Here is a 22,498-nt window from a genome sequence, read left to right on the forward strand (position 1 = left end):
TTAAGTTGATGGATGTGTGGTGCTACCCCAATAATAAATCGAAATCTCTTGATTAAATAAAAATGAATTCGGTTTCATTACTGTATAGTACAAAATTATTTTAAATCTTTTAAAGTATGACCACGTTTAATGTCTACACCTAATTCTAGCGCACGCTCTTCTAATATTTCTTCTGTAATAGATTGGGGGATAAAAAGCGTATATGGAAAATCAGTATCTAAATTTTTAAAGTTTAATCTTGTATCTAAGGTAGCAACATGGTTGGTATCTGATTTCTTACCTCTAGATAAAAATCGATTTTCAATACCTCTCATAGCCATTAATTCTAAGGAGCGAGGGTGAAGTGTGAGTGCTCTAGAATTTCTTATCCGATTTAATCTTCTCTCTAAAACGACAACTTTTACACCTTGAATAGCTAATTCACATGTTGTCATAAGTCCAACCGGACCACCGACAACTACCGCTACATCATAATAAATTTCCATGTCATACCCTCCATTTTTTTACGTAATTAAGAGCTAATACAAGAATTTGCACAAGGGATTTATAAACGGTATCTATTGTGCAAATATAATGATATTCTACTTTAGTTTCTGAAGAAACTAAAGTAGAATAACTTGAGATATACCCTATATCAAAAATTCGATATGAAGGTTAATTGGATTCAATATGAGAAAGATAATAGAGTAATCTATTTTTAATTATTTAATGGAAGGGGTACGTGATTGAGATGAATAATACATATAATGAAACGACACATACATTGATTAAACAATTATTGAACAAGTTTTCCCAAAAAGCTCCTGGCTTTTCATATATTGCTAGTTTTGATAGCGGGGTAACTTATAAAGGTGCGGTTGGCTTAGCTTCTATAGAGAAAAATTCACCTATAAACACAAAAAATATTTTTAATATTGCTTCAGTTTCTAAGCAATTCACAGCATTTTCTATATTACTCTTAGAACAAGAGAGGAAATTGAGTTTAGATGATTCAATTGTAAAATTTGTCCCTTCTGTAGGTGCATATGCTGAACCTGTAACATTGAGACATCTAATTCATCACACTGGTGGACTAGTTGATTATATGGAATTGGCTCAAGCAGAAAATATAAAATTTACTGATATATTAACTGTGGAAGAATCGCTAAAGCACCTTAAAAATCATCAAATTGCAATATTCCCAGTTGGCACAAAATTTGAGTATAGCAATACAGGATATTTTTTATTGTCACTAGTGGTAGAGAAGGTAAGTGGCAAGTCCCTACGTCAGTTTGCAAAGGAACGTATTTTTGATCCTTTACACATGAAAGACACAACGATTGTGGATTGCTACCCAACTACTATTTCAATTGCTAGAGGGTATTCAAAGAATGAACAAGGAGCATATATGGTCTATGAAAGCCCTTGGGAACATACAGGGGATGGAGCAGTTCATACAAATGTTGAAGATCTTGTAAGATGGGGAGAAAATTTAACTACAGGCACCGTTGGTGGAAAAGAACTTGTTAAAAGAATGAACGAAATAGGCCCGAAATTCTCTCCAGCTGGAGAGACAATTATTGAAAACGAAGATTATGCTTTTGGGCTGAGAGTTGCAGAAGGTTTTAAGTGTCAATACTTGGAGCATTCAGGAAGCTGGGCAGGTTACCGTTCTTACTTTATGCGGTTTCCAGGAGAATATTTGTCTGTTGTAGTACTAAGTAACTATGATGGATTTGACTCTAAAAAATATGCTAATGAAATAGCAGAAATTGTTTTAGAAAAGTAAAAAATAGGGCGTAGAAGACAGTATCTAGATTTGGTTAACCTCACGTTGTTTTAGGTTTAATTGATTATGAGAACGGAAGGCAAGCATATATTTATACAGTTAAAAATAAATCAGAAATTCTTTAAATATAGATCAATTAATGAAGTCAGATTTTAAATTTTTTAATTAAAATATAAAAATTATATACAATGATTATCAAACTTAATTTTATTAAAAATTGAAATATTAATTAATATTCCTACCGATATTAAATTGACCATTAAAGAACTTCCACCAAAACTTACAAATGGAAATGGAGTACCTGTAAGAGGAAATAGTCCCGTAATACCACCTAAATTTACAACAGATTGCATACCAATCATACACCCTATTCCAATTGCTATAAAACTGCCGAATGGATCTACACATAATTGTGCAATTTTTAAAGAACGAAGTACTATAGTCAAAACTCCAACCAATAGAATAAATACACCAATAAATCCTAGTTCTTCAGAAACTATTGCCATTATAAAATCAGTATGTGGTTCCGGAAGATAACCTGTTTTTTGTATGCTATTTCCAAATCCACGACCAGTGATTCCTCCAGAGCCAATGGAAATAAAAGAATTTACAAGCTGGTATCCATTTCCTTGCGCATCAAGAAAGGGATTGAAAATCGTAGTAATACGTGTCTTTTGAACTTCTGACAAACTATATTGAATCAGGAAATATAAGATAGGTAACCACAAAATAGAACTGATGATAGTTCTTTTGATTAGTAGATTTATATTTATTCCTGAGCAAAGAAATATGCTAAAACCTATACCTAATATTAAAAGTGCAGATCCTAAATTTGGTTGTTTAAAGATAAGAAAAAAAATTGCAGCTAAAAAAAATAAAAGTTTCCCGATACCACTCCAGTTATTTTTAGCTTGTTCTTGTCGTAATGCAAAAAAACGGGCTGTTACAAGTATTGTTCCTAATTTAAGAAATTCAGCTGGCTGTATTCCAAAGATCCATGATTGAGCATTATTTACCACTTTTCCTTTCCATAAAACTATAATTAATAAAAAAATCCCCCCAACCATAATACAGATAGATACTATCCGTTTTTTCCATATTTCATATGGGAGTAAAGCACAAACTATTAACCCTATTGTTCCTAAAAGTAGCTTTGTTAATTGAGAATTAACAAAATGGCTACTGTTATAACCGTAATGTTGGACAGCGACAATGGAGCTTGCACTATACATCATGATAATACCTAAAGTACATGTTATGAATAGAGGAAGGAGCAATAGATAATCGAGTTTTAATATTTTTTTCATTTTAATATCCTCCTGTTTTAAAACAAAACATAATATTACATTTGCTAATGAATAGAATCTTGTTCTCGTCAATTACTAAATATGACTTTTGTTTAGGAAGATTCTATCGCTTACTCCCTGTTTTTTTACGCAAAAATCCCCCTAGTATGTAACTAGAGGGATTCAAAATGGCATGACTAAATAAGGCTTTTTTCCCCCTAGTAGAGCTTTGGCACTATACAACGTAAAGTAATGAAAATTCATTACTTAGCTATCTTAAGAAGAGCCTTAATCCGACAATTCCTGTTCTACCCATTGGCGTCTTTCGACATTTTTGGGCAATAGCCTGTGTTTGCATAGGAGCCTCACCTAACAGGTTAAGCAATATAAATTTTATGTGTTTGTTTCGTGTAGCAAGCATAAATATATTTTTTTTGCTTGTCAAGCAACCATATTGCTAATTTTATTTGTTTTATTGCTTTATAGTCCTTTGAGAAATGATATGAAAAAATGTATGTAATCATCCTGTATAAGTACATATTTTTGACTTATAGTGTATCGTTTGATTAAGTAGTTTAACCATATAAATTTGATAAACAGTAAAGAAGATTTTAATCATAAAAGAAGATTTTTTTATGAATGTTCTTTTGATATACAGAATGACTAATTATTCATCTTTTGTTATAAAGTTGGAATTTGATTAAAAACAATAAGATTCATATGTTTTATAACGTTTCTTCGAATTAAATCTATTTGAATTCTATGTTTTTAAGGGCAATTTTAAATTTATAATAAAATATAATTTCATTTTCTATAAACATTTTTTTATAAATGGAATTGAAAGTCAGTTGACAAATATTAAATTCTGGTTTAAATTTTGAAGTAATTCAATAAACTTTGTTAGGTGAGGCTCCTGTATAGAGAAACGCTGCTGCCCAAAAATGTCGAGAGACGCCAATGGGTCAACAGGAACGGTCGGATTAAGGCCCTTCTTAATGTAGCTGGTTATAAAAACCTATGCTATACAGTGCTAAAACTCAACGAGGGAGTGGTATACGATTTGATAGAAAGGCACCTCTGTGATTTTGGTAGAGCTGTCTTAATAATCATTTATTTGTATTGTGAAAAAACCTTTACTCCTTTTTGAGTAAAGGTTTTTCTGTTTAATTTTATCTTGTCTATATTCAAAAAGGAGGTAATTCTAGCTAATGAATTGATTGCAATGTCACTATTATTGCTCTAATAAAAAATTAAAGAGAGATAAAATAAAACAAAACCACTCATGAAACTCTAGAGTCTCCCTTAGCAATATGAGGAGGAGTTAACATGAAGAAATTATTAAAGGAGTTACTTATAACCAAAAATAACTTGGATGCAGAGAAAGTTTTACGTCATCCATCGTATGATATTGCGCAAGAAGTAAAACAGTTTTCAATTGAAGATCAAGTCATATTGCTAGATACGATTCCTGTATTAAAAAGCTCTAAAATTCTTCAATATATGAGTGCAGAAGAAAAATATAATATCTTAATTCACTTATCTGAAAACAAAGCTAAAAAGTTAATAAATTTACAACCGATTGATGAATTAGTAGACTTGCTGCTAGCGGTTCATCCGGAAAAACAGGCTAAATTAATGGCGTATCTAGATAAAATCACAAAACATAACGTGAAAAAATTGATGACTTTCAAACCTGAAACGGCAGGAAGTCTTGTAACAAGTGATTTTGTTGCAGTTAGAGGAAATTGGTCAGTAAAAATGACATTGAAGTACATTAGGGAACATTCTAAAAATGTAGAATCAATATCTTATAGTTATGTTCTTGATAGTCATGGTTATCTTGAGGGAATCGTTTCCATACATGAGTTATTACTAGCAGCAGATGAAGAGATATTATCTACTATCATGATTCAAGAGGTAATTTCAGTACACGCTGAAGTTGACCAGCAAGAAGTTGTAAAAAAGCTACTGAATTATAATTTAGCAGCAATACCTGTCACAACAGCAAATAATAAAATAATTGGTATTATAACATTTGATGACGTAATGAATGTTATGGAAGCAGAAGCTACAGAAGATATTCAAAAGTTAGGCGGAAGTGAACCATTGAATCAATCTTACTTTGAAGCTAGCATTTGGAGCATTTTCTTAAAACGTTTACCATGGTTATTACTTCTTTTTGTTGCTGAGGCATATACAGGTACAGTATTAAAGTATTTTGAAGACGAAATTGAAACTATAGTTGCCCTTGCTTTCTTTGTTCCATTATTAGTAGGTACTGGAGGGAATACAGGAACACAGGTTGTAGCAACAATTACTCGTGCAATTGGTATTGGAGAGGTGAAATTTAAAGACATTTTCCGTGTAATGAAAAAGGAATTTGCAATTGGTATGCTTCTTGGACTTGCACTTGGGATAGCTGGGCTCACTCGTGCTTATATGTTAGGAGTTGGAACAGAAGTTGCACAAGTTGTAGCAATAACTTTATTATTTATTGTTATTTGGGCATCTCTTGTAGCAGCTGTTTTACCTTTAATTTTAAGGAAATTAAAACTAGATCCTGCAGTTGTTTCAGGTCCATTTATTACAACATTTGTTGACGGAACAGGATTAGTAATTTATTTCATGGTTGCAAAAATGTTATTAAATCTGTAAGTATACACTCAAATAAATACGAAATGTAAATTAAGTATTTTGTATCGCTTGCTAAGACTTAGTGGGGAACTCGGGAATGAGGAAAATAAACACTTTTGTCTTTATTAAAAAATATTTTAAAGGATTCATTGAATGTAATTAATACCGGAGGATAAAACTATGAAACATCTAAGAAAAATCTTCAAACGAATTTTTCTCCTATTTTCTATTTTCATGCTTATTGGCATAGGAATATTATTTGGTACTAGCTATGGCCGAGAGCTTCGTATAACAATCGCTGGGAGTATACTAACTTCTCAACATCCGCAATATGCGAAATATACATTCCTATCCCAAAAGGAACTAGATAAACTGCAAGATAGAATTAATCATCCGAAATGGTCAAACAGTGATGAGCATATTTATAAAAAAATAGCAGGAAAAAGATTAGAAGAATTAAAAAATCAGCCATTAGAAATTAATGTAGAAACAATTAAAAGCAATAAAGATAGTCGTTTTCTTTTCGAAGGAAGGTTAGTTACCATTAGCAATCCCTTCAATGTTAAACTTGTTAGCCATCAAGGAACACAGGGCGCTAACAAGGGAGAAAAAATTAGTGTAATGGCAAAACGTAATCATGCACTTGTTGCTGTGAATGCAAGTGGATTTGCTGATGAAACAGGGAGGGGTGGAGGAAATGTGGCAACTGGCATAGTAATAGAAAATGGGAAAGCTATTGATACGAATATGGATAGAAATACCCCTACAATTATTACGGGTTTAACAAAGTTTGGGCAAATGATAACAGGAAATTATTCTACCCAACAACTTTTGGATAAACAAGTTGTTTCCGCAGCTGGATTTATGCCACAGTTAATTGTTAATGGAGAAAAAATGATTACAGAAGGAGACGGTGGTTGGGGTTCGGCTCCACGAAGTATTATGGCCCAAAAAGAAGATGGTACAATTATGTTTCTAGTTATTGACGGTAGACAGACGCATAGTATAGGAGCTACGTTAAAAGAGTGTCAAGACATCCTATATGAAAAAGGAGCTATAAATGCAATGGCAATGGATGGAGGTTCTTCTGCTACGCTATATTTAGGGGGAAAGGTTATAAATTCGCCTTCCACATTATCTCATGAAGATCGTTATTTACCGAATGCTTGGGTGGTAACAGCAAATTCAAAGCAAAAAATACAGATGACAATAGATGGGGAAAAGGTAAATCCTAAAACATTAGATAATATAGGTACAAATATTTAAACCCATAACCCTTAATTATTTTTTATTTAGATTATTAATACAGTGTATTCCTTATTCCACAATCGGGCTTTTGTCTGGAATAACGAAAAAAGCCTAATTTCTCAATATTAATACTGAGAAATTAGGCTTTTAAAAATTAAAAAGATGGCGGAGTTACTCCAAATATAACAGTTACGTTGTTTAAAGAAGTGTTTTTCCATTTATGTTTTGCGTAGAGGGAGATTTTAACACTATCATCTGGATTAAGGAGTAAAACCTCATCATTTAGATATAGCTTTACTTGCCCTTCCATAATAAATACTATTTCTTCTCCTTTATGTGCCATAGGTTCTATAGATGAAGCCGTTTGAGGTAATAGATTCCTTAGAGCCAATTCCAGTGATCCATCTAAATTAGGAGATAATAACTCATATGAAACGTTACCGCTTTCAGGGAAAGTTATCTTTTTTCTTTGATTAGTCCTTGTACTGTAACAAGACCTGAAAGTCTAAACTTTTGTTAATTTTTTTCATTTTATGTTGATGGGCATAGGAAAGGATTAAATATAAAATAAGATTGACATAGAGAGATTACAAGTGTAATATTCAGTTGTGGATTACACTTGTAATCCAGGGAGGTGTAAATTTAACTAATGAAAGAATTACCTAAAATTTCGGAAGCTGAGTTAGAAGTAATGAAAGTACTGTGGTCAAAATCTCCGCAAACGGCAAATGAAGTGATTGAAGAGTTGGAGAAGAATATGGATTGGAACCCCAAAACGATTCGAACGCTGATTAATCGATTAGTCCACAAAGAAGCAGTTGCTTACCATCAAGATAAAGGACGTATGTATGCTTATTATCCTTTAGTTTCACAAGATAGTTATTTACAAATAGAAACAAAATCTTTGCTTAAACGTTTCTATGGTGCAGCATTTAAGCCCTTGCTAGTAAATTTCCTGAAAGAAGAGAAGCTGTCTTCAGAAGACATTAACGAACTTAAACGTATCCTGGATGAGAAGACTGAGGAAAACCAAAGGAAGGATAGATCATAATGATAGAAATGTTTATTAATGTCTATCTGCCTCATTTTTTCGATTGGTTGATAGAGACCTCTATTATGGCGAGTATATTAGTGGGACTAATCTTATGTATCAAGGTCTTGTTTAGAAATAAGCTAAATCCACGCTGGCAATACATGCTATGGATCATATTAATAATAAGACTTGTATTACCTTGGTCGCCAGATAGTTCCTATAGTATCTATTCTGTTCTTACATACAAGAATGATAATGCATTCATTTCTAGCCGAAACCCTGTAGCTATTTTTCTTTCAAAAGAACGCATGCAAGAATTGAAAGGTATAGACGATACAAAGGTTCTCACAAAAGAAGATACTTATACCTCAAGTTCAACACAAACTAATCAGGCAAACAAGACACAAACACACAATAATGAAAAGCAGGATGATGAGACGGTTCCATTCTATACAATCTGTATATACATTTGGCTTACAGGTGTTATTCTTCTAAGCTTTGCTACTTTTATAATGAACAGGCGTTTATTACTTTACATAAAAAAACAACCGGTTATTACAGATGAGAAGATTGTCCAGATTTTTGAAAAGTGTAAGCAATCAATGTCTGTTCATCGAGATATCCCTCTACTTGTATCTGGAAAGGTTTCCAGTCCAACAGTGTTCGGATTTATTCGGCCTAAGTTGCTGTTGTCAACAGTACATATGGAAATATTAGAGGAACAACAATTACGGTATATTTTTCATCATGAATTAGCTCACATCAAGCGAAGAGATGTTGGTGTGAACTGGATAATGCACGGCTTACTCATTTTAAATTGGTTTAATCCAATTCTATGGTATGCCTACTCATGTATGCGGGAAGATCAAGAACTAGCATGCGATGCATTAGCTCTTACATGTATAGATTCAAAGGAACAAATTGCATATGGCCATACTATTATTAGTCTTTTGGAACATTACTCAGGTTATTATCAAGTACCCGGTGTGGCGAATTTTAGTAAAAACAAAAGAATGTTAAAAAGGAGAATTCTAATGATTAAAAAATTCCAAAAAAAATCATATCGCTGGTCTGCGCTAGGGGCTGTGGCAGTGATTGCTGTATCATCTGTATCTCTATTAAATGCCCATGCTGATAAGCCGACTAATCCTAAAAAACAACAAATAGAAGTAAAAAATAATATGAAAGAATTAAAAACACAAACTGATATTCCAATACAGCAAATTGTAGAAAAAATGATTGGTACAAAAGAACAGGCAGAGGCAGAATTTTTTATTTCAGAAGGAGAATATAATATTTTACTTACAGAAGTTGGAGTGGCGCAAAATCTGTTTACAAAAGAAGAATTTAAGCGATTTATTGATTTAGAAACAGAGGCATATACTTTAGGTAAAAAAGTAAAATTAGTAGGAAGTCCTGACAAGTTAGACCCAGAAGAGCAAAAGAAATATGAGAAAAATGATGAAGAAATAGGACCATTTAGACAGAAAATTTATTCACACTTTAATTTGACTAAAAAGGAAGCACAGGAATATCTTGATTTTCAAATTAAGAAACCAACGTATGTAGTAAAAGGGTATAAACTAAGTGGAGAAGATGTTCAAACACCGTTGGCTATTAAAAAAATGGATCCCACTATTGTTTATGAATATCGAAATGAAGATTCCGTATATATGGTGTATCAATCTGCAGTTAGAGATCAAGGAGAAGATTCGCTGAAGGGGATAGTAGGGACTAGTGAAAAGATAACTAATTATGAATTAGTTGGGACGAAAATAAGTTTATCTGAAAATACAAAGGATAAATTTAAAGTAATGAAGATGATTGTTCCTGCAAAAGGAAAGAATAATACTTATCAAGTTACAATTCTTGCAGATAATTTAAGTAAAGAAGAATTAGAGAAAATTATGCTTTCCTGTTTAAAATAAAAAATAGAGTCTCAGAATCCCGTTCCTGAGACTCTATTTTTATTTTAGGTAGAATCATTCTACGCAACTGTACAGAAATAAAGATCACTTTGAATTAATAGATTTGCTATTGAAAATCAGGGTAAAAATCTACGTACATATAATTAAAGCAAATTCCTTTATAAAAAAGTACCCACTTTCTTGTCTAAAAAGCATCCATTTTAATGTCTTTCTACAGTACAGGAGGGGACAAAATAAACTTCAACTACAAATTTCATCTTCACGTTAAATACCGTTTTAACGAATACAATCGACTTTTGGGTTAATCAGCACTTAGTAATATTTAGTAATTTAATAGAAGGAACTCAAAGTTAAAAAGAATAAATAGGAAAAGAAACATTACTTTCCTTATCTTGTTTATGTATTTCAACAGTTGAAGTTACATAAACAAATACTTAAACATTTGTTAAAAATATATTTAACGTAATCAATAACGATGAGAATTCAGACCTCCATATTTCATCTCATTTTTCTAACAAGAGAGTTTTTAAATCTTGATTAAATTAGAATTTAAACTATGTATTTTTTATATAATAAAATCAATTATTATGCGAATTATATATAGCAGTCAAATCGATGTTTATTAGGGAGAAGGAAAAGAATAAAAGCTCAGCAATTATATATCGCTGAACTTTTATTCTCTATTCTTTCCAATTCTCCCTAAACTATCTTTAATAGTTGTTTCTCCAAGCTGAGTGTATAACAAAGCTGTATCTTGACTCGTGTGCCCAAGTTGCTGCATCACTTGTAATGCATCTTTTTCTTCCATATATAATTTATTTGCTAATGTATGCCTTAATTTATGAGGAGACATTCTTTTTCCATATGCTTTAGTATATTTTTCTACTATATCTTGGATAGCCCTAACAGAAATAGGCTGTGCAGTATGTTTATACCTCGATAAGAATACATTTTGTAATTCTTTCCCTGGAGCATATTTGCTATCTCTAATTTCCATATATTTTTCAAGATCACTCAATGCAATTGGGGTAATCCATACTGAATCTTCTTTATTTCCTTTGCGAATTACATCGATTAGTCTTTCTTTTAGGTTTATATCTTCCATACGGAGATCGGCCAATTCACTTACACGAATACCACTACCAAGAAAGAGGGAGAGGATGGCTACATCACGTTCTTTATCTCTTAGGAAATAGAATAATTGATGTTTTGTTAAAGATTTTTCATGTTCGTACTTAACATAATTCAGAAATTCTTGATCATCATCATTATGGAATATTTTAGATCTCATACGTTTTGCACGAGCATTTAATGTTTCTTTATCTTTATGTATTTCAATTTTAGCCATTACATTTCTATAAAAATAGCATTCTCCATCCTCATTCTCTGATAGGGAGGTGAGGTACTTAAATAAAGACTTTAAGGCCGAAATTTTTCTGTTAACAGAGGAATTCTGCATGTTTTGTTGTAGTTTTAGAAATCTCATAAAGTTCTCAACATCTTTTTTCTTTAAATTCTCCAAATCAGAGAAGGATATGTCTTTGATAGGCTTAAATTCAATAATTTGTTCAGATAATAGCCAATTAAAGAAGACTCTAAAATCATATACATAATTCAGTAGGGTAGAGGGAGAGGCATCATGCAATTCTTTGTACTCCACAAATTCTTCTATGTAAAAGGGCATTTCATTTAAATTCTCGTACAATTTCTTACGATGTACTGATTTTTGACGTTGTTTACTGTAATCCATAAAAATCACCTCATATATACTATAACAGAAAAGATACACGAACACAAGTTCGCGTTAAATTCAATTTTTACACAGACTTATTTACATAATTAAATTATGAGATACTAAAATATACTCGAAATTAAATAAGGATATTGTAGTTATTCTAATAAAATTATAGATAAGCACGCGATAAATCTTTATTAAGCTATAAAAATTAGTACAAAAATCACATTCACAGGTGTGCAAAATAAAACAATTTATATATATAAATTCATGCAAAATGAATACACGAAAGATTTTTAACAGTTGTTATAAAATAAGAATTGGTTAATTTAATCATGATTATAAGGAGTTAAATAGATCAACATAAGAAAAACTTTTAAAAACTTAAATGTAATTTACTATAAAAATTTTGCAATGAGTAATTTAGTATTTGATAATTTCTATATAAAATATGAATTATATGGACACATACTAATTACAGAGATTCATGCTAACGAGCTCGAAATCCCTAAATACTGTATTAGATTTTTATTTATATATCTTATTGTTCGTAAAAACGGTATTTCGTGCAAACTTATAAATATTAGAAAAATAGTAGCTTTACTATCACCTTCCTATTGTTAATAAGCCCTTATTTGTTTTCTAGCTAGTGCTTCAATTACATCTTTAATATCTTTCTCAAGGGATCTTACTGAATATCATGAAATCATACTCTCACCCTTTCATATATCAATTATATTTAGGATATATACTCAAAAAATACAAAGTGATATTGTGAGCAGAATGAAAAATATAAAAAAGTTAATTTAGAAAAAGCACTGCGAAAGTCTTCAGCAATGCCTTTTGATTAGACGTACTTTGATAATGAACGTCTGTTTTCTTCTATTCGTTTGCTCATGAATAGAAGAAAAATTATTATTTAACATAGTTTCTGTATGCTCTTTTTTAGCATAATAACGATATAATTCTATCTCTCTATCAATTTTAAAGTTTCACTTCGAAGTGCACTATTATCTTTAAATATTCCTTTATAGGATGAAGTTATAGTCATTGAACCAGGTTTTTTCACACCTCTCATTGTCATACACATATGCTCAGCTTCAATTACTACAATTACTCCTTTTGGCTTTAAAGTTTCAAAAATTACATTAGCTAATTCATTAGTTATTCTTTCCTGCAACTGTGGTCTTTTGCATATAGTTTCTAAAGCTCTAGCTAACTTGCTTAACCCAGTTACTTTCCCATTATTAGGAATATAACCTATATGGGCACTTCCAAAAAAAGGTACCAAATGATGTTCACACATAGAATAGAACGGAATTTCTTTGACTAATACCAATTCTTCATGATTTTCATTAAATATTTTTAATAAGTGTTCAGAAGGGTTTTGACCTAAACCTTGAAAAACTTCCTTATACATTTTTGCTACTCGCTTTGGGGTTTCCAAAATACCTTCCCTATTAATATCTTCTCCAATTGCTTCAAGAATCATTTTTACTGCTACTTCAATTTTGTCAGTATCTATTTCTACACTTTGGATTGTCTTTAAGCTCATATATTATCTCCACCTTATTAATTTATTCTTAACATGCTCTTATTTATACGCCTCGTTTATTTCCCCATACTAGCGCGTGAAGTTGAGGTAATATTTTTGCATCATTCATTTCTTTACACTGTACAGCTTTTTCAATCAATCTTTCATATTTCAGTAATAAATTTTTAATAAGCGCTGCATCATCCATCGTTTTCGTATCATCGTTACCAACTTGTAAAAAAAATGGTACATGCGGATATCGCTTATGTACCTTTACTGCATATTCAAAATCGTAATCTTCAAATACAACTACTTTTAAACTAATATCTTTTCTTTCTAATTTACGAATAATAGAATCTAACATTATAAAATCTGTTTTCATCTTTGAACTTGGTGGTTTAGGCGAAATTGTCACTTCTTCAATTTGAAGTAACCATTCTTGCCACTTACTCCCTTGCGTCTCAATTGCTGTACGAATTCCATTCTCTTTTAATACAGTAAGAAGAAACTGAATATTTTTCAACAAAACAGGATTCCCACCTGAAATTGTAACGTGAGAAAAATTTTCTCCACCAATTTCAACAAGTTCATTCCAAATTTCTTCTGGAGCCATTTGTCTAACTTGTTGTTTTGCTGAGCCATCCCATGTAAAGGCTGAATCGCACCAAGAGCAGCTATAGTCACAACCTGCTGTGCGAATGAACATCGTTTTTTGTCCGATAACCATTCCTTCTCCTTGAATGGTTGGGCCAAATATCTCCAACACAGGAATCTTACTCATCAAGTATCCACTCCCGTCTTACTTCTGCATAACTCGTTGGTGTTTCAAAGAGACGTACGAATTCGACACGAGCTCCTTTATATTCTTCTGCTCGATACCCTTTTGTTAATGCTTCCGCCATCTTTTCATAAATCCAGACAACCATATTTTCCGCAGTCGTATTCATCACTGGTAATGTCTCATTTAAATAGCGATGATCTAAATAAATTTCGATTTCATTTTTCCAAATTTCTTTTATATCTCCAAAATCAATTGCAATTCCAATATCATTTACATATCCACTAATCCCAAATACAACTTTATATGTATGACCATGTAAATTTTTGCATTTTCCTTCATAACAGTGCAAATGGTGTGCTGCATCAAATGTAAATTCCTTGCTGACCATTACTCTTTTATTATGGTATTTTAATTGCTCAATCTGAATATCCTTGTTCATTTTTTGCAAATTTTCTACAATGCGAAACCCGAAAAAGTTTTCCATTATTTATTCCCCCCTTTGCGTTCTTGTAGATACGTATCTAACCCTGCTTTACGAAGTTGACATGCTGGACATTCACCGCAACCATCACCTATGATTCCGTTATAACATGTTAATGTTTTTTCTCTAATAAACTCGAATGCGCCAAGTTCATCTGATAATTTCCATGTGTCTGCTTTATCGATCCACATAAGTGGTGTATGAATGACAAATGGATAATCCATAGATAAATTTAATGTAACATTTAACGATTTCACAAACACGTCACGGCAATCTGGATAACCACTAAAATCAGTTTCACATACACCCGTTACAATATGACGTGCTCCAACTTGTTTTGCTAATACAGCAGCAAATGATAAGAATAGTAAATTCCGCCCATCTACAAATGTCGATGGTAATTCACCTTCTTCGTGTGTAATCTCCATATCTATTCTTGTTAACGCACTTGGAGCTAGCTGATTTAGTAGGCTCATATCTATCACTGTATGTTTAATGCCAAGCTCGTTCGCAATTTCCGCTGCACAATCAATTTCTAACTTATGGCGTTGATTGTAGTTAAATGTTACAGCTTCCACCTCCGCAAACTGTTGCATTGCCCAAAATAAACATGTTGTGCTATCTTGTCCACCGCTAAAAACAACTATTGCTTTATCATTAGAGTACATTTTATTCTCCCCTTAACTACTTGCACTGTTATAATATCTTAAGGCAAACTTCCAAAAATAAATTGAAATAATAAAAAATCCAATAGAATAACCTATTAACATGAATACATCGTTTAGTTCTAATCGATTAATTAAAGCATAAGTTGGAATATTACTAACAATAACAATAGGGAAAATAAATAAAAAAACAAATCGACTTATTCCTTTATATAAGGAAGATGGGTATCTAAGTAATGTCATAGTACCAAGAAATAACTCATGCATACCTTCAACTTTGGTTAACCATATAGATAAAGTCATTAAAATAAACCACATAGAATACGAGAGTATAATCCCTAAAAACAATAGACCCAAGAAAGAAAATCCATTTACAATACTAACACTCTCTCCCTTTTGTAATAATGCATAACTAATTAACAGTATGGCTGGTAAACAGTTCCCTAAATTCCCTAAATCAAGCTTTCTTAATGAAACTAGAAATTGACTATTAATAGGTTTAAACAATATCTGATCTAAACTTCCTTGGTTAACTAAACTCGGTATATACGGTAGATTATTAATAAAAAGAGTAAACATCAAAGATTTTATCAACTCACTTGTTCCAATTAACAAATAAATATCATTTGTATTCCAACCATTAATATTACCAAAACTATCAAATATACTATTAAAGAATACTAATGTAACAATGAACCAAACAACGCTATCTACTATATTTAAAAAAAAGTTAACTCTATACATCATAATATTACTTAAATTAATTTTAAGAATTGCTTTTAACATTTTTAAATATCTAATCATATTTATGCACCAACAGATTCATATTTATTTAACCCCTTCTTCCAAAGTACTCTAATAAGGACATAGAAAACTAAAGACCATATCACTTGTGAAATTAATCCATTTACAATTTCAGCGCTACTTAAATTTCCTAAATATACATTTACCGGAAAGTGAATTAAGTATGAAAAAGGTAAAAACTGAGTTATTGTATTTAACGGAGCTGGTAAAAATTCAAGTGGAATAAGCGATCCAGATAATAATTCTAATACTATATCTACAGTAAAGAAAAAGGATGATATCTCTACAAAGTAAAATGAGAAGAGCGATATCAAATAATAAATCATATAATATAGTATTAATGCTCCTACTATTGAAAGAATGAACAGGAAAGTATATTTCAAGGTTGGCAAAAGGAAATAATCCCTGTTCAGGAATATTATCGGTATTATTGGTATCACTGACATCACTAAATGAATAATTTTGTTACCTAAATTATGACTAAACCAATATCCAAAATATGAAAATGGTTTTATAAGATATTTTGATAATTCACCGGATTGTATTTCATCATTTATCGACCAGTGCATTTCAGGAATTAGCAAAAGTTCAATTAACTTAGCAATTATTACATAAGTAATCATCATTTCAAGAGTATAACCTTGAATATTGCTTTGTGTTTCAAAGAGGGAATGCCACAATAGTATTAAAGCCACAAGCGGTATTAAACCAAAAATCATATATAATACAACATTCATGCGATACTGAAAAACCGCTTGAAATGAAAGCATCATTGGTTTTAAATACTTCTTCATACTGTTATTTTCACTCCAGTCGATTCCATTGAATAAATATCTTCAATGAGGTCTTGTGATGACATTTCAGTCAAATTGTAGTCAATAACATTGAACTCTTTTAATATGCTAGAAATGGTCTCGTTCACTAACTTTTCTTGCACTTTTATTGTTACACTAAATTTATCCGACTCTTTAACTTCTCCATATTTCTTAAGATCTTGAGAATCTATTTCATTTTCAAAGCTAAGATATATATATTTATAACTCTTAATTTCTTCTTTTATTTTTTGGAAATTGTTATTAAAAACAACTTCTCCATTCTTCAATATTATTAATTCTTCACATAACTCATATATATCCGGGAAATAATGACTGGTTATTACAACTGTTGTATTTCTTTCTTTGCAATAATTTTTAAGGAAATTCCTGATATTCTTTTGAGCGAGAAAATCCAATCCAATAGTCGGTTCATCTAAAAATAATATCTTAGGTGAGTGTAAGATTGACGCAATTAACTCACATTTCATTCTCTCTCCTAACGATAGATTCCTTACTGGCGATTTAAGAATTTCTAATACCCCAAGATTTTTAGCTAATTCATCTACATTCTTTTTAAACTCTGTATCAGACAGTTCATATATTTCTTTATGTAATAAAAATGTTTCGTAAGGGGAAAGATCCCACCATAGCTGATTTTTTTGACCTAAAACAACACCAATAGACTTTAAAAAATCTTTCTTCTTATCATGGGGGTTAAATCCATTTACCAAGATTGTCCCGGAAGTAGGTTTAATTAACCCAACCATGGCTTTCATTAAGGTAGACTTACCAGCACCATTCGCGCCAATAAGCCCTATTATTTTACCTTCTTTTACTTTAAATGACACATCACTTAAAGCAGTAACCTTGACTTTTTCTCTTTTAAATAAACTTTTAAAAGAGTTTATTAATCCTTCTTCAATTTTTACTCTTTCAAAAGTTTTTGATACGTTTTCAATTTCAATCATATCCATCTTCTCTCTCCTTTTTACTACTTACTTACCACTCTAAAAACTTCTGCAAATTGCACTCCTGCCTGCATACCCCTATAAGAATTTAGCCCTAAAACTCCATCAACCAAATTTAATGTTTTAAGTTGGGATTCATATTTTTTAATTGATGCTTTTTTCAGTTCAATAAACCTGGTAATATCTTTTACAACCTGATAGTTTTTCATGGGAGTCCATACTTCATACTGTAAACACATCGGAGCACAGTTCTCTTTTAAGAACCCTGATTGACACAGAAATATTGCTTCTGATACAACTTCATTTACTATCCGATGATCCCTATCACTTTCCATATCATGAGGAAAATAAATAAAATTAGGCTTATATTTTGAGATTTCATGAATAATTTCTTCCACAAAATCTAAAGAATACACAAGTGATCTGTCTTGTTTCTTTAAAAATTTAACATTTTCTTTTTCTATCCCTAATGTATTACAAGCATTTATACACTCGTTCTCTCTATTTGAAATAATTTCATTTAAATCCCCTCTCCCCCCAGATAAATCTCCTTTTGTAATTATTATTACTTTTACATGTTCACCCTTACTAATAGCTTGAGCAATTGTTCCACCACAGCCAATGACTTCATCGTCATGGTGTGGCGCTATAACTAAATGTTTTTTTACAATACCCTTCACTCAGCATCACCTTTATTGAACAGGTAAATTACTTACCTATTATTTAAATTAAAAATTATCTACTCTGGAGTAAACTAACTGGATACATTTTATTTCCACTAGAAAAATATAATTTTTAAGAGCGTCTATTTTCATTGTATATCGTTAAAATTTTCCCCTTGCTGCCTACACTCGTACACCATAAATTCACTATTCCTTCCAAAAGGATTTTTATTGTAATCACCATAAAAATTTTTTATATTGAATCCTTCTATCTCTAAGAGATACTGCATTTCGGATGGTAAAGTATATTTTGCAAGAAATCTAAAATTTTTTTCACTTAAAAAATTATCTGCTATATCATAAACCTCAAAATAACAAGTGGTTTCAACTATTTGCTTATAATGATCTGCTTTTACGACATCCCATGATTTAATTTTATATTTTTTAAAATTCTCTCCTTTAATAGGGCTATTTCCCCCATCACTCACTCTCTTAGAATAAGGAAGAATAGTTGGAGGTGTAATAATATCGAAAACAAAAGTCCCGCTTTCTTTTAATAGTAATTTAATGTTCCTAAGAGCTAATTTTTGTTGTGACGATGTAAGTAAATATTCAAATACACCACCAGACATAAATATAAAATCAAATTTTCTTTCAGACTTAAAATCTGTAGCAGAAGAAACCTTAAATTCTATTTTATCCTTAATATTTGGCATCTCCTCTAACTTCTTACTGGCTTTTTCAATCATTCCTGCTGATATATCAACACTAGTTACATTCGCACCTTTTTCAGCAAGAATAAAAGACAATCTACCAGTACCGCACCCCAAATCTAAAACTTCATCATTTGGTTTTACCAAACCACTGTAAAAATCAAAAATACCATCAGGTTCTGGGATGATAATGTCGTACAATTCAGAAATTCCATCGTATTGTTGCTTCATTGTTTTCCTCCTTAATTCATTTCTTTTCTATATCCCCTATAAAAGGCAAGCTGCCAAAAGATGAGATAGAAAGCAGTTAAATAACCGTATTTTTTTTTGATATACTTATATGAGTTAATAATGGACTTCATTTTATTTTTAGGTTCATAATAACCATCTTTTTTGTGTAAAACCCCACGTGCATGACCTACACCATAATTAAATGAACTTTTCAAATCTTGCTTAATGCTTAACTCTGGATGAATAATTCTTGCTTTATCATCATATAAAATCTTAAGATTTGCAGATTTAACTCTAATATCAAAATCATAATCCTCTGTCCAAGATAAATTCTCATCAAAATAATATCCATTTACCTTCGCTAAGATTTCTTTATTAAATGCCAATGGAGGTGAATATGCATTTTTTTTGCAAGTATGAATATGTCTTGCGCGTGCAATTATTTTTCCAATTTTGCTGTTAAAAGAAAACATCACCCTTCCTTTAGCCAAAGGTCCTGCATCTAATAATTTGAATAATTTATTGATGGTACCTGGCATAAAAACACAATCTGAATCCATAATTAACACATTATCTTTACTAGAAATTTCAATTCCATAATTATAAGCTTTTGCTAAATTAGGTGTAGGTAATTCCCCAATTACTGCATTGCTAGAATAAGCGATTTTTTTTACTTCTTCTGTTGCACCATTTAAGACAACGACAACCTCTACATTTTCATCAATACTTTTTAAACACTTTCCCAATCTAACATCATTATAAGCTGGTATTACAATTGATAGATTCAACATATCTACTCACCTTATTTAAACAATTATCCATACTACTCAAAACTTCATCTAAACAATAAAATTCCCCTGAATCCTTTAACTCGACTAATTTATCTTTATTATTTCTATATGTTTCTATATCTGGGGTTAAAAGAAAAGTAATTCCTAGATCCATACAAATATCTTTAATTACAGGAGCCATTGAATATTTTTTTACCGGTATACCATATTGTACTACTACATCGTATGAATTTGATTCTAGGTAGCTCCTAATTCTTTGTATCAATTTATCCCTATATTCTTTCATTAATTCTTCATAAATTACTGGATCCTCAATGTCATCCATCCAATCGTACGCACAAAAAGTAGGATTCATTTGGTATTCATATGGTATAATTCCCGCATTTGATAGAATAATTGGATGAACCATTGGGTATTTATTTGTAACTTCTCTAATTTTTTTACCAATATATGAAAAATCATATGGTTTAGCCCAAGAACAAACTTGTAAAAAAGCAATTCTTTTCCCTTGAGGCTTTTCGTAATATTCCCCACAAAAATATTCCTGCCATGTATTGAACTCTTCGTGATGAATATACTTTGAGCAAGCTCCTCGTTTAAAAATTGTTTCCTCTTTTATTAAATCTAATAGTATATATTCCGGGTAGTTAGGATAACCTTTTTTATTAAGTACCAAATCCTTTACCCTTTCATCCTGTAGATTAGAATAATTTCTATTTCTCAAAATCTCTCCTCCTTTATTTAAGAATTAAAAATGAACCTAATAAAAGGGCATCCATCTCTGATCCATAAAATGACCTAATAGCATCACTTGGGTTACATATAATTGGTTCTTTTCCTACATTAAACGATGTATTCATAACTGCTGGAATTCCTGTTTTTTGGTAAAAGTTATAGATTGTTTCATAATAATCAGAATTCATTTCCCTTGTAACTACTTGAGCTCTTGTTGACCCATCAACATGAACTATTGCTGGAACTAAATGACGTACCTCTTTTTTAACAGTAGAATTTAACAGCATATAAGGGTTATTTATTTTTTCTTCCAATACTACAGAAGCGTTTTCATCTATGATGCTAGGAGCCAATGGTCTCCATTGCTCTCTTTTCTTAATAGTATTTACTTTATTTAACATATCCCTATTCTGAGGGTTAGCTATTATGCTTCTATTTCCTAAAGCTCTAGGACCGAACTCCATCTTTCCAGAAAATCTTCCTATTATCTTATTTTGAATTAATAACTCGGAGCATTTATCATATTTATTAGAACCTAATTCTATATATGATAAATTATATTTTTTTAATATATTTAAGATACTAGAATCAGGAAATTCCGGACCAGAATATACATGATTTTCAGTGAACATAGGCGCTATACCATTTTCGGCAAGAAACCATGTAGCTGCTCCAATACTTACCCCACTATCTGAAGCACCTGGTTGAATGAACAAATTATTCACTTCTGGTAAATCAGCTATAATTCTATTCGCTATACAATTTAATGCTACTCCTCCCGAAAGACACAAATTATCTATTCCAGTTAGATTAACAGCTTTTTTTACAAGCTTAACAATTGCTCTTTCCAAGGCTGCCTGACCTGAGGCTGCAATATTTTTATATTCCATTACTGATGAATTCATTAATAGTATTGAATCTATTGGATTATATTCATAACTAATATAATTAGGAGCTATCTTTGTTATACTATTAATAACTTTTATCCAATCTTTTAATACTGAAAAATATTTACCATTCATACTAACTGGATTTTTATTTGGTTTCAAAGGATTTTCTAGTATTTCAGGAAATTCAAATATTTCGTCCCCATATGAAGATAGGCCCATTAACTTCCCTTCATTATGCCTCCCTAAACCTGAGAATACAGTTAATGCTTCATAAAAAATACCTAAAGAATGTTCCAATGGGTATTTTTCTAGTACTTCTATTGTATTACCTTTTCCTTTTGCTATAGTTATTGACTCATCTTCTCCACTTCCATCAATAACTATTATGGTAGCTTCATTAAATCCCGAACTAAAGAACGCACCAGAAGCATGTGCCAAATGATGAGAACACATATGGATTTGAGGATCTTTATCTCTCTTAAAAATTCCCTTCGGAAAAATCTTTTCAAGACATTCTTCTTTGTTAAGCTTCTTTGAATACTTTTCAAAATATAGTTGTTCTACATTCCATCCCATAACAATATGATCTACTTCATTTGGAGTAATTTTAGCTTCCTTTAAACAATAAGCTATTGAATTATATGGAATTTTATCTAATGCCTTTTTTTGACGAATAAACCTTTCTTCTTCAGCTGCAGCAATTAATTTACCATTATAAAATAAACACGCACTTGCATCATGAACATCAAAGTCCCATCCATTGACTCCTAAAACATACATTATTTTACCTCGCAGT

Annotated in this window: 19 protein-coding genes, 2 pseudogenes and 2 riboswitches; of the genes and pseudogenes, 5 read left to right on the forward strand and 16 right to left on the reverse strand. The window is 31.2% G+C overall.

Annotation, left to right across the window (positions count from 1 at the left end; translation table 11 throughout):
- Positions 1 to 98 precede the first annotated feature (98 nt).
- A pseudogene (locus DN401_RS14480) lies at positions 99 to 485 on the reverse strand (FAD-dependent monooxygenase); the annotation flags it as partial.
- Positions 486 to 730: 245 nt separating this feature from the next.
- Between DN401_RS14480 and DN401_RS14485 the strand changes: the two are divergent.
- Positions 731 to 1,768: a serine hydrolase domain-containing protein gene (locus DN401_RS14485; protein WP_149287778.1), complete on the forward strand. Its 1,038-nt coding sequence runs from the start codon at positions 731 to 733 to the stop codon at positions 1,766 to 1,768.
- 179 nt (positions 1,769 to 1,947) lie between these two features.
- Here the strand turns inward: DN401_RS14485 and DN401_RS14490 are convergent, their stop codons facing one another.
- Positions 1,948 to 3,075: an FtsW/RodA/SpoVE family cell cycle protein gene (locus DN401_RS14490; RefSeq protein WP_149287779.1), complete on the reverse strand. Its 1,128-nt coding sequence runs from the start codon at positions 3,073 to 3,075 to the stop codon at positions 1,948 to 1,950.
- Between the two features lie 186 nt (positions 3,076 to 3,261).
- A riboswitch (M-box (ykoK) riboswitch) is annotated at positions 3,262 to 3,438 on the reverse strand.
- A 505-nt stretch (positions 3,439 to 3,943) separates the two neighbouring features.
- A riboswitch (M-box (ykoK) riboswitch) is annotated at positions 3,944 to 4,109 on the forward strand.
- Between the two features lie 271 nt (positions 4,110 to 4,380).
- Between DN401_RS14490 and mgtE the strand changes: the two genes are divergently transcribed.
- Together mgtE and DN401_RS14500 are read left to right on the forward strand one after the other, a co-directional pair.
- Entirely contained in the window at positions 4,381 to 5,709 is a 1,329-nt protein-coding gene (gene mgtE, locus DN401_RS14495; protein WP_149287780.1) for a magnesium transporter, read from the forward strand.
- Positions 5,710 to 5,868: 159 nt separating this feature from the next.
- Positions 5,869 to 6,954 carry a phosphodiester glycosidase family protein gene (locus DN401_RS14500; RefSeq protein WP_149287781.1) on the forward strand — a complete coding sequence of 362 codons (1,086 nt, stop codon included), beginning with the start codon at positions 5,869 to 5,871 and terminating at the stop codon, positions 6,952 to 6,954.
- A gap of 136 nt (positions 6,955 to 7,090) precedes the next feature.
- Here the strand turns inward: DN401_RS14500 and DN401_RS14505 are convergent.
- Positions 7,091 to 7,417: pseudogene (locus DN401_RS14505) on the reverse strand (cupin domain-containing protein); the annotation flags it as partial.
- A 168-nt stretch (positions 7,418 to 7,585) separates the two neighbouring features.
- Here DN401_RS14505 and DN401_RS14510 point away from each other — a divergent pair.
- Both DN401_RS14510 and DN401_RS14515 read left to right on the forward strand, forming a co-directional pair.
- On the forward strand, positions 7,586 to 7,987 hold the full coding sequence (locus DN401_RS14510; RefSeq protein WP_149287782.1) for a BlaI/MecI/CopY family transcriptional regulator: 402 nt from the start codon (positions 7,586 to 7,588) through the stop codon (positions 7,985 to 7,987).
- Entirely contained in the window at positions 7,987 to 9,897 is a 1,911-nt protein-coding gene (locus DN401_RS14515; protein WP_149287783.1) for a M56 family metallopeptidase, read from the forward strand. The genes DN401_RS14510 and DN401_RS14515 overlap by 1 nt, the downstream gene beginning before the upstream one ends.
- Positions 9,898 to 10,570: 673 nt before the next feature.
- Here the strand turns inward: DN401_RS14515 and xerS are convergent.
- The 13 genes from xerS to DN401_RS14585 form a co-directional block, all read right to left on the reverse strand.
- Complete coding sequence (xerS, locus tag DN401_RS14520) at positions 10,571 to 11,647, reverse strand: tyrosine recombinase XerS (RefSeq protein ID WP_139020082.1); 1,077 nt, start codon at positions 11,645 to 11,647, stop codon at positions 10,571 to 10,573.
- Positions 11,648 to 12,599: 952 nt separating this feature from the next.
- A complete protein-coding gene (folE, locus tag DN401_RS14530) occupies positions 12,600 to 13,187 on the reverse strand; it encodes a GTP cyclohydrolase I FolE (RefSeq protein ID WP_086401037.1) in 588 nt (195 codons plus the stop codon).
- A 43-nt stretch (positions 13,188 to 13,230) separates the two neighbouring features.
- Positions 13,231 to 13,947, reverse strand: a complete 717-nt coding sequence (gene queE, locus DN401_RS14535; RefSeq protein ID WP_086401036.1) for a 7-carboxy-7-deazaguanine synthase QueE — start codon at positions 13,945 to 13,947, stop codon at positions 13,231 to 13,233.
- Positions 13,940 to 14,431, reverse strand: a complete 492-nt coding sequence (queD, locus tag DN401_RS14540; RefSeq protein WP_149287784.1) for a 6-carboxytetrahydropterin synthase QueD — start codon at positions 14,429 to 14,431, stop codon at positions 13,940 to 13,942. The genes queE and queD overlap by 8 nt, the downstream gene beginning before the upstream one ends.
- Entirely contained in the window at positions 14,431 to 15,096 is a 666-nt protein-coding gene (gene queC / locus DN401_RS14545; protein WP_100618949.1) for a 7-cyano-7-deazaguanine synthase QueC, read from the reverse strand. Before queC ends, queD begins: the two co-directional genes overlap by 1 nt.
- 12 nt (positions 15,097 to 15,108) lie before the next feature.
- Positions 15,109 to 15,897, reverse strand: a complete 789-nt coding sequence (locus DN401_RS14550) for an ABC transporter permease (protein WP_000621954.1) — start codon at positions 15,895 to 15,897, stop codon at positions 15,109 to 15,111.
- Positions 15,898 to 15,899: 2 nt separating this feature from the next.
- Positions 15,900 to 16,691 (reverse strand): ABC transporter permease, encoded by a 792-nt coding sequence (locus DN401_RS14555; RefSeq protein WP_016083415.1) that lies wholly within the window; start codon positions 16,689 to 16,691, stop codon positions 15,900 to 15,902.
- Positions 16,688 to 17,686 (reverse strand): ABC transporter ATP-binding protein, encoded by a 999-nt coding sequence (locus DN401_RS14560; protein ID WP_016083416.1) that lies wholly within the window; start codon positions 17,684 to 17,686, stop codon positions 16,688 to 16,690. The genes DN401_RS14555 and DN401_RS14560 overlap by 4 nt, the downstream gene beginning before the upstream one ends.
- Before the next feature lie 17 nt (positions 17,687 to 17,703).
- Complete coding sequence (locus DN401_RS14565; protein WP_016083417.1) at positions 17,704 to 18,360, reverse strand: PIG-L deacetylase family protein; 657 nt, start codon at positions 18,358 to 18,360, stop codon at positions 17,704 to 17,706.
- A gap of 131 nt (positions 18,361 to 18,491) precedes the next feature.
- Positions 18,492 to 19,286 (reverse strand): class I SAM-dependent methyltransferase, encoded by a 795-nt coding sequence (locus tag DN401_RS14570; protein WP_149287785.1) that lies wholly within the window; start codon positions 19,284 to 19,286, stop codon positions 18,492 to 18,494.
- 11 nt (positions 19,287 to 19,297) lie between these two features.
- Entirely contained in the window at positions 19,298 to 20,077 is a 780-nt protein-coding gene (locus tag DN401_RS14575) for a glycosyltransferase family 2 protein (RefSeq protein ID WP_016083419.1), read from the reverse strand.
- Positions 20,043 to 20,801: a DUF5591 domain-containing protein gene (locus DN401_RS14580; protein WP_016083420.1), complete on the reverse strand. Its 759-nt coding sequence runs from the start codon at positions 20,799 to 20,801 to the stop codon at positions 20,043 to 20,045. The genes DN401_RS14575 and DN401_RS14580 overlap by 35 nt, the downstream gene beginning before the upstream one ends.
- Before the next feature lie 13 nt (positions 20,802 to 20,814).
- Positions 20,815 to 22,482 (reverse strand): carbamoyltransferase family protein, encoded by a 1,668-nt coding sequence (locus DN401_RS14585; protein WP_149287786.1) that lies wholly within the window; start codon positions 22,480 to 22,482, stop codon positions 20,815 to 20,817.
- Between the last annotated feature and the right edge of the window lie 16 nt (positions 22,483 to 22,498).

This window comes from Bacillus sp. BF2-3 (assembly GCF_008368795.1).
GTDB classification, from domain to species: Bacteria; Bacillota; Bacilli; order Bacillales; family Bacillaceae_G; genus Bacillus_A; species Bacillus_A cereus.

Bases quoted from the DNA above. Each gene is read 5' to 3' on its own strand.
- DN401_RS14560 (WP_016083416.1), bottom strand. From the start codon at position 17,686: ATGGATATGATTGAAATTGAAAACGTATCAAAAACTTTTGAAAGAGTA.
- DN401_RS14515 (WP_149287783.1), top strand. From the start codon at position 7,987: ATGATAGAAATGTTTATTAATGTCTATCTGCCTCATTTTTTCGATTGG.
- mgtE (WP_149287780.1), top strand. From the start codon at position 4,381: ATGAAGAAATTATTAAAGGAGTTACTTATAACCAAAAATAACTTGGAT.
- queC (WP_100618949.1), bottom strand. From the start codon at position 15,096: ATGTACTCTAATGATAAAGCAATAGTTGTTTTTAGCGGTGGACAAGAT.
- DN401_RS14585 (WP_149287786.1), bottom strand. From the start codon at position 22,482: ATGTATGTTTTAGGAGTCAATGGATGGGACTTTGATGTTCATGATGCA.
- xerS (WP_139020082.1), bottom strand. From the start codon at position 11,647: ATGGATTACAGTAAACAACGTCAAAAATCAGTACATCGTAAGAAATTG.
- folE (WP_086401037.1), bottom strand. From the start codon at position 13,187: ATGAGCTTAAAGACAATCCAAAGTGTAGAAATAGATACTGACAAAATT.
- DN401_RS14550 (WP_000621954.1), bottom strand. From the start codon at position 15,897: ATGATTAGATATTTAAAAATGTTAAAAGCAATTCTTAAAATTAATTTA.
- DN401_RS14570 (WP_149287785.1), bottom strand. From the start codon at position 19,286: ATGAAGCAACAATACGATGGAATTTCTGAATTGTACGACATTATCATC.
- DN401_RS14485 (WP_149287778.1), top strand. From the start codon at position 731: ATGAATAATACATATAATGAAACGACACATACATTGATTAAACAATTA.
- queD (WP_149287784.1), bottom strand. From the start codon at position 14,431: ATGGAAAACTTTTTCGGGTTTCGCATTGTAGAAAATTTGCAAAAAATG.
- DN401_RS14510 (WP_149287782.1), top strand. From the start codon at position 7,586: ATGAAAGAATTACCTAAAATTTCGGAAGCTGAGTTAGAAGTAATGAAA.
- queE (WP_086401036.1), bottom strand. From the start codon at position 13,947: ATGAGTAAGATTCCTGTGTTGGAGATATTTGGCCCAACCATTCAAGGA.
- DN401_RS14555 (WP_016083415.1), bottom strand. From the start codon at position 16,691: ATGAAGAAGTATTTAAAACCAATGATGCTTTCATTTCAAGCGGTTTTT.
- DN401_RS14490 (WP_149287779.1), bottom strand. From the start codon at position 3,075: ATGAAAAAAATATTAAAACTCGATTATCTATTGCTCCTTCCTCTATTC.
- DN401_RS14500 (WP_149287781.1), top strand. From the start codon at position 5,869: ATGAAACATCTAAGAAAAATCTTCAAACGAATTTTTCTCCTATTTTCT.
- DN401_RS14575 (WP_016083419.1), bottom strand. From the start codon at position 20,077: ATGTTGAATCTATCAATTGTAATACCAGCTTATAATGATGTTAGATTG.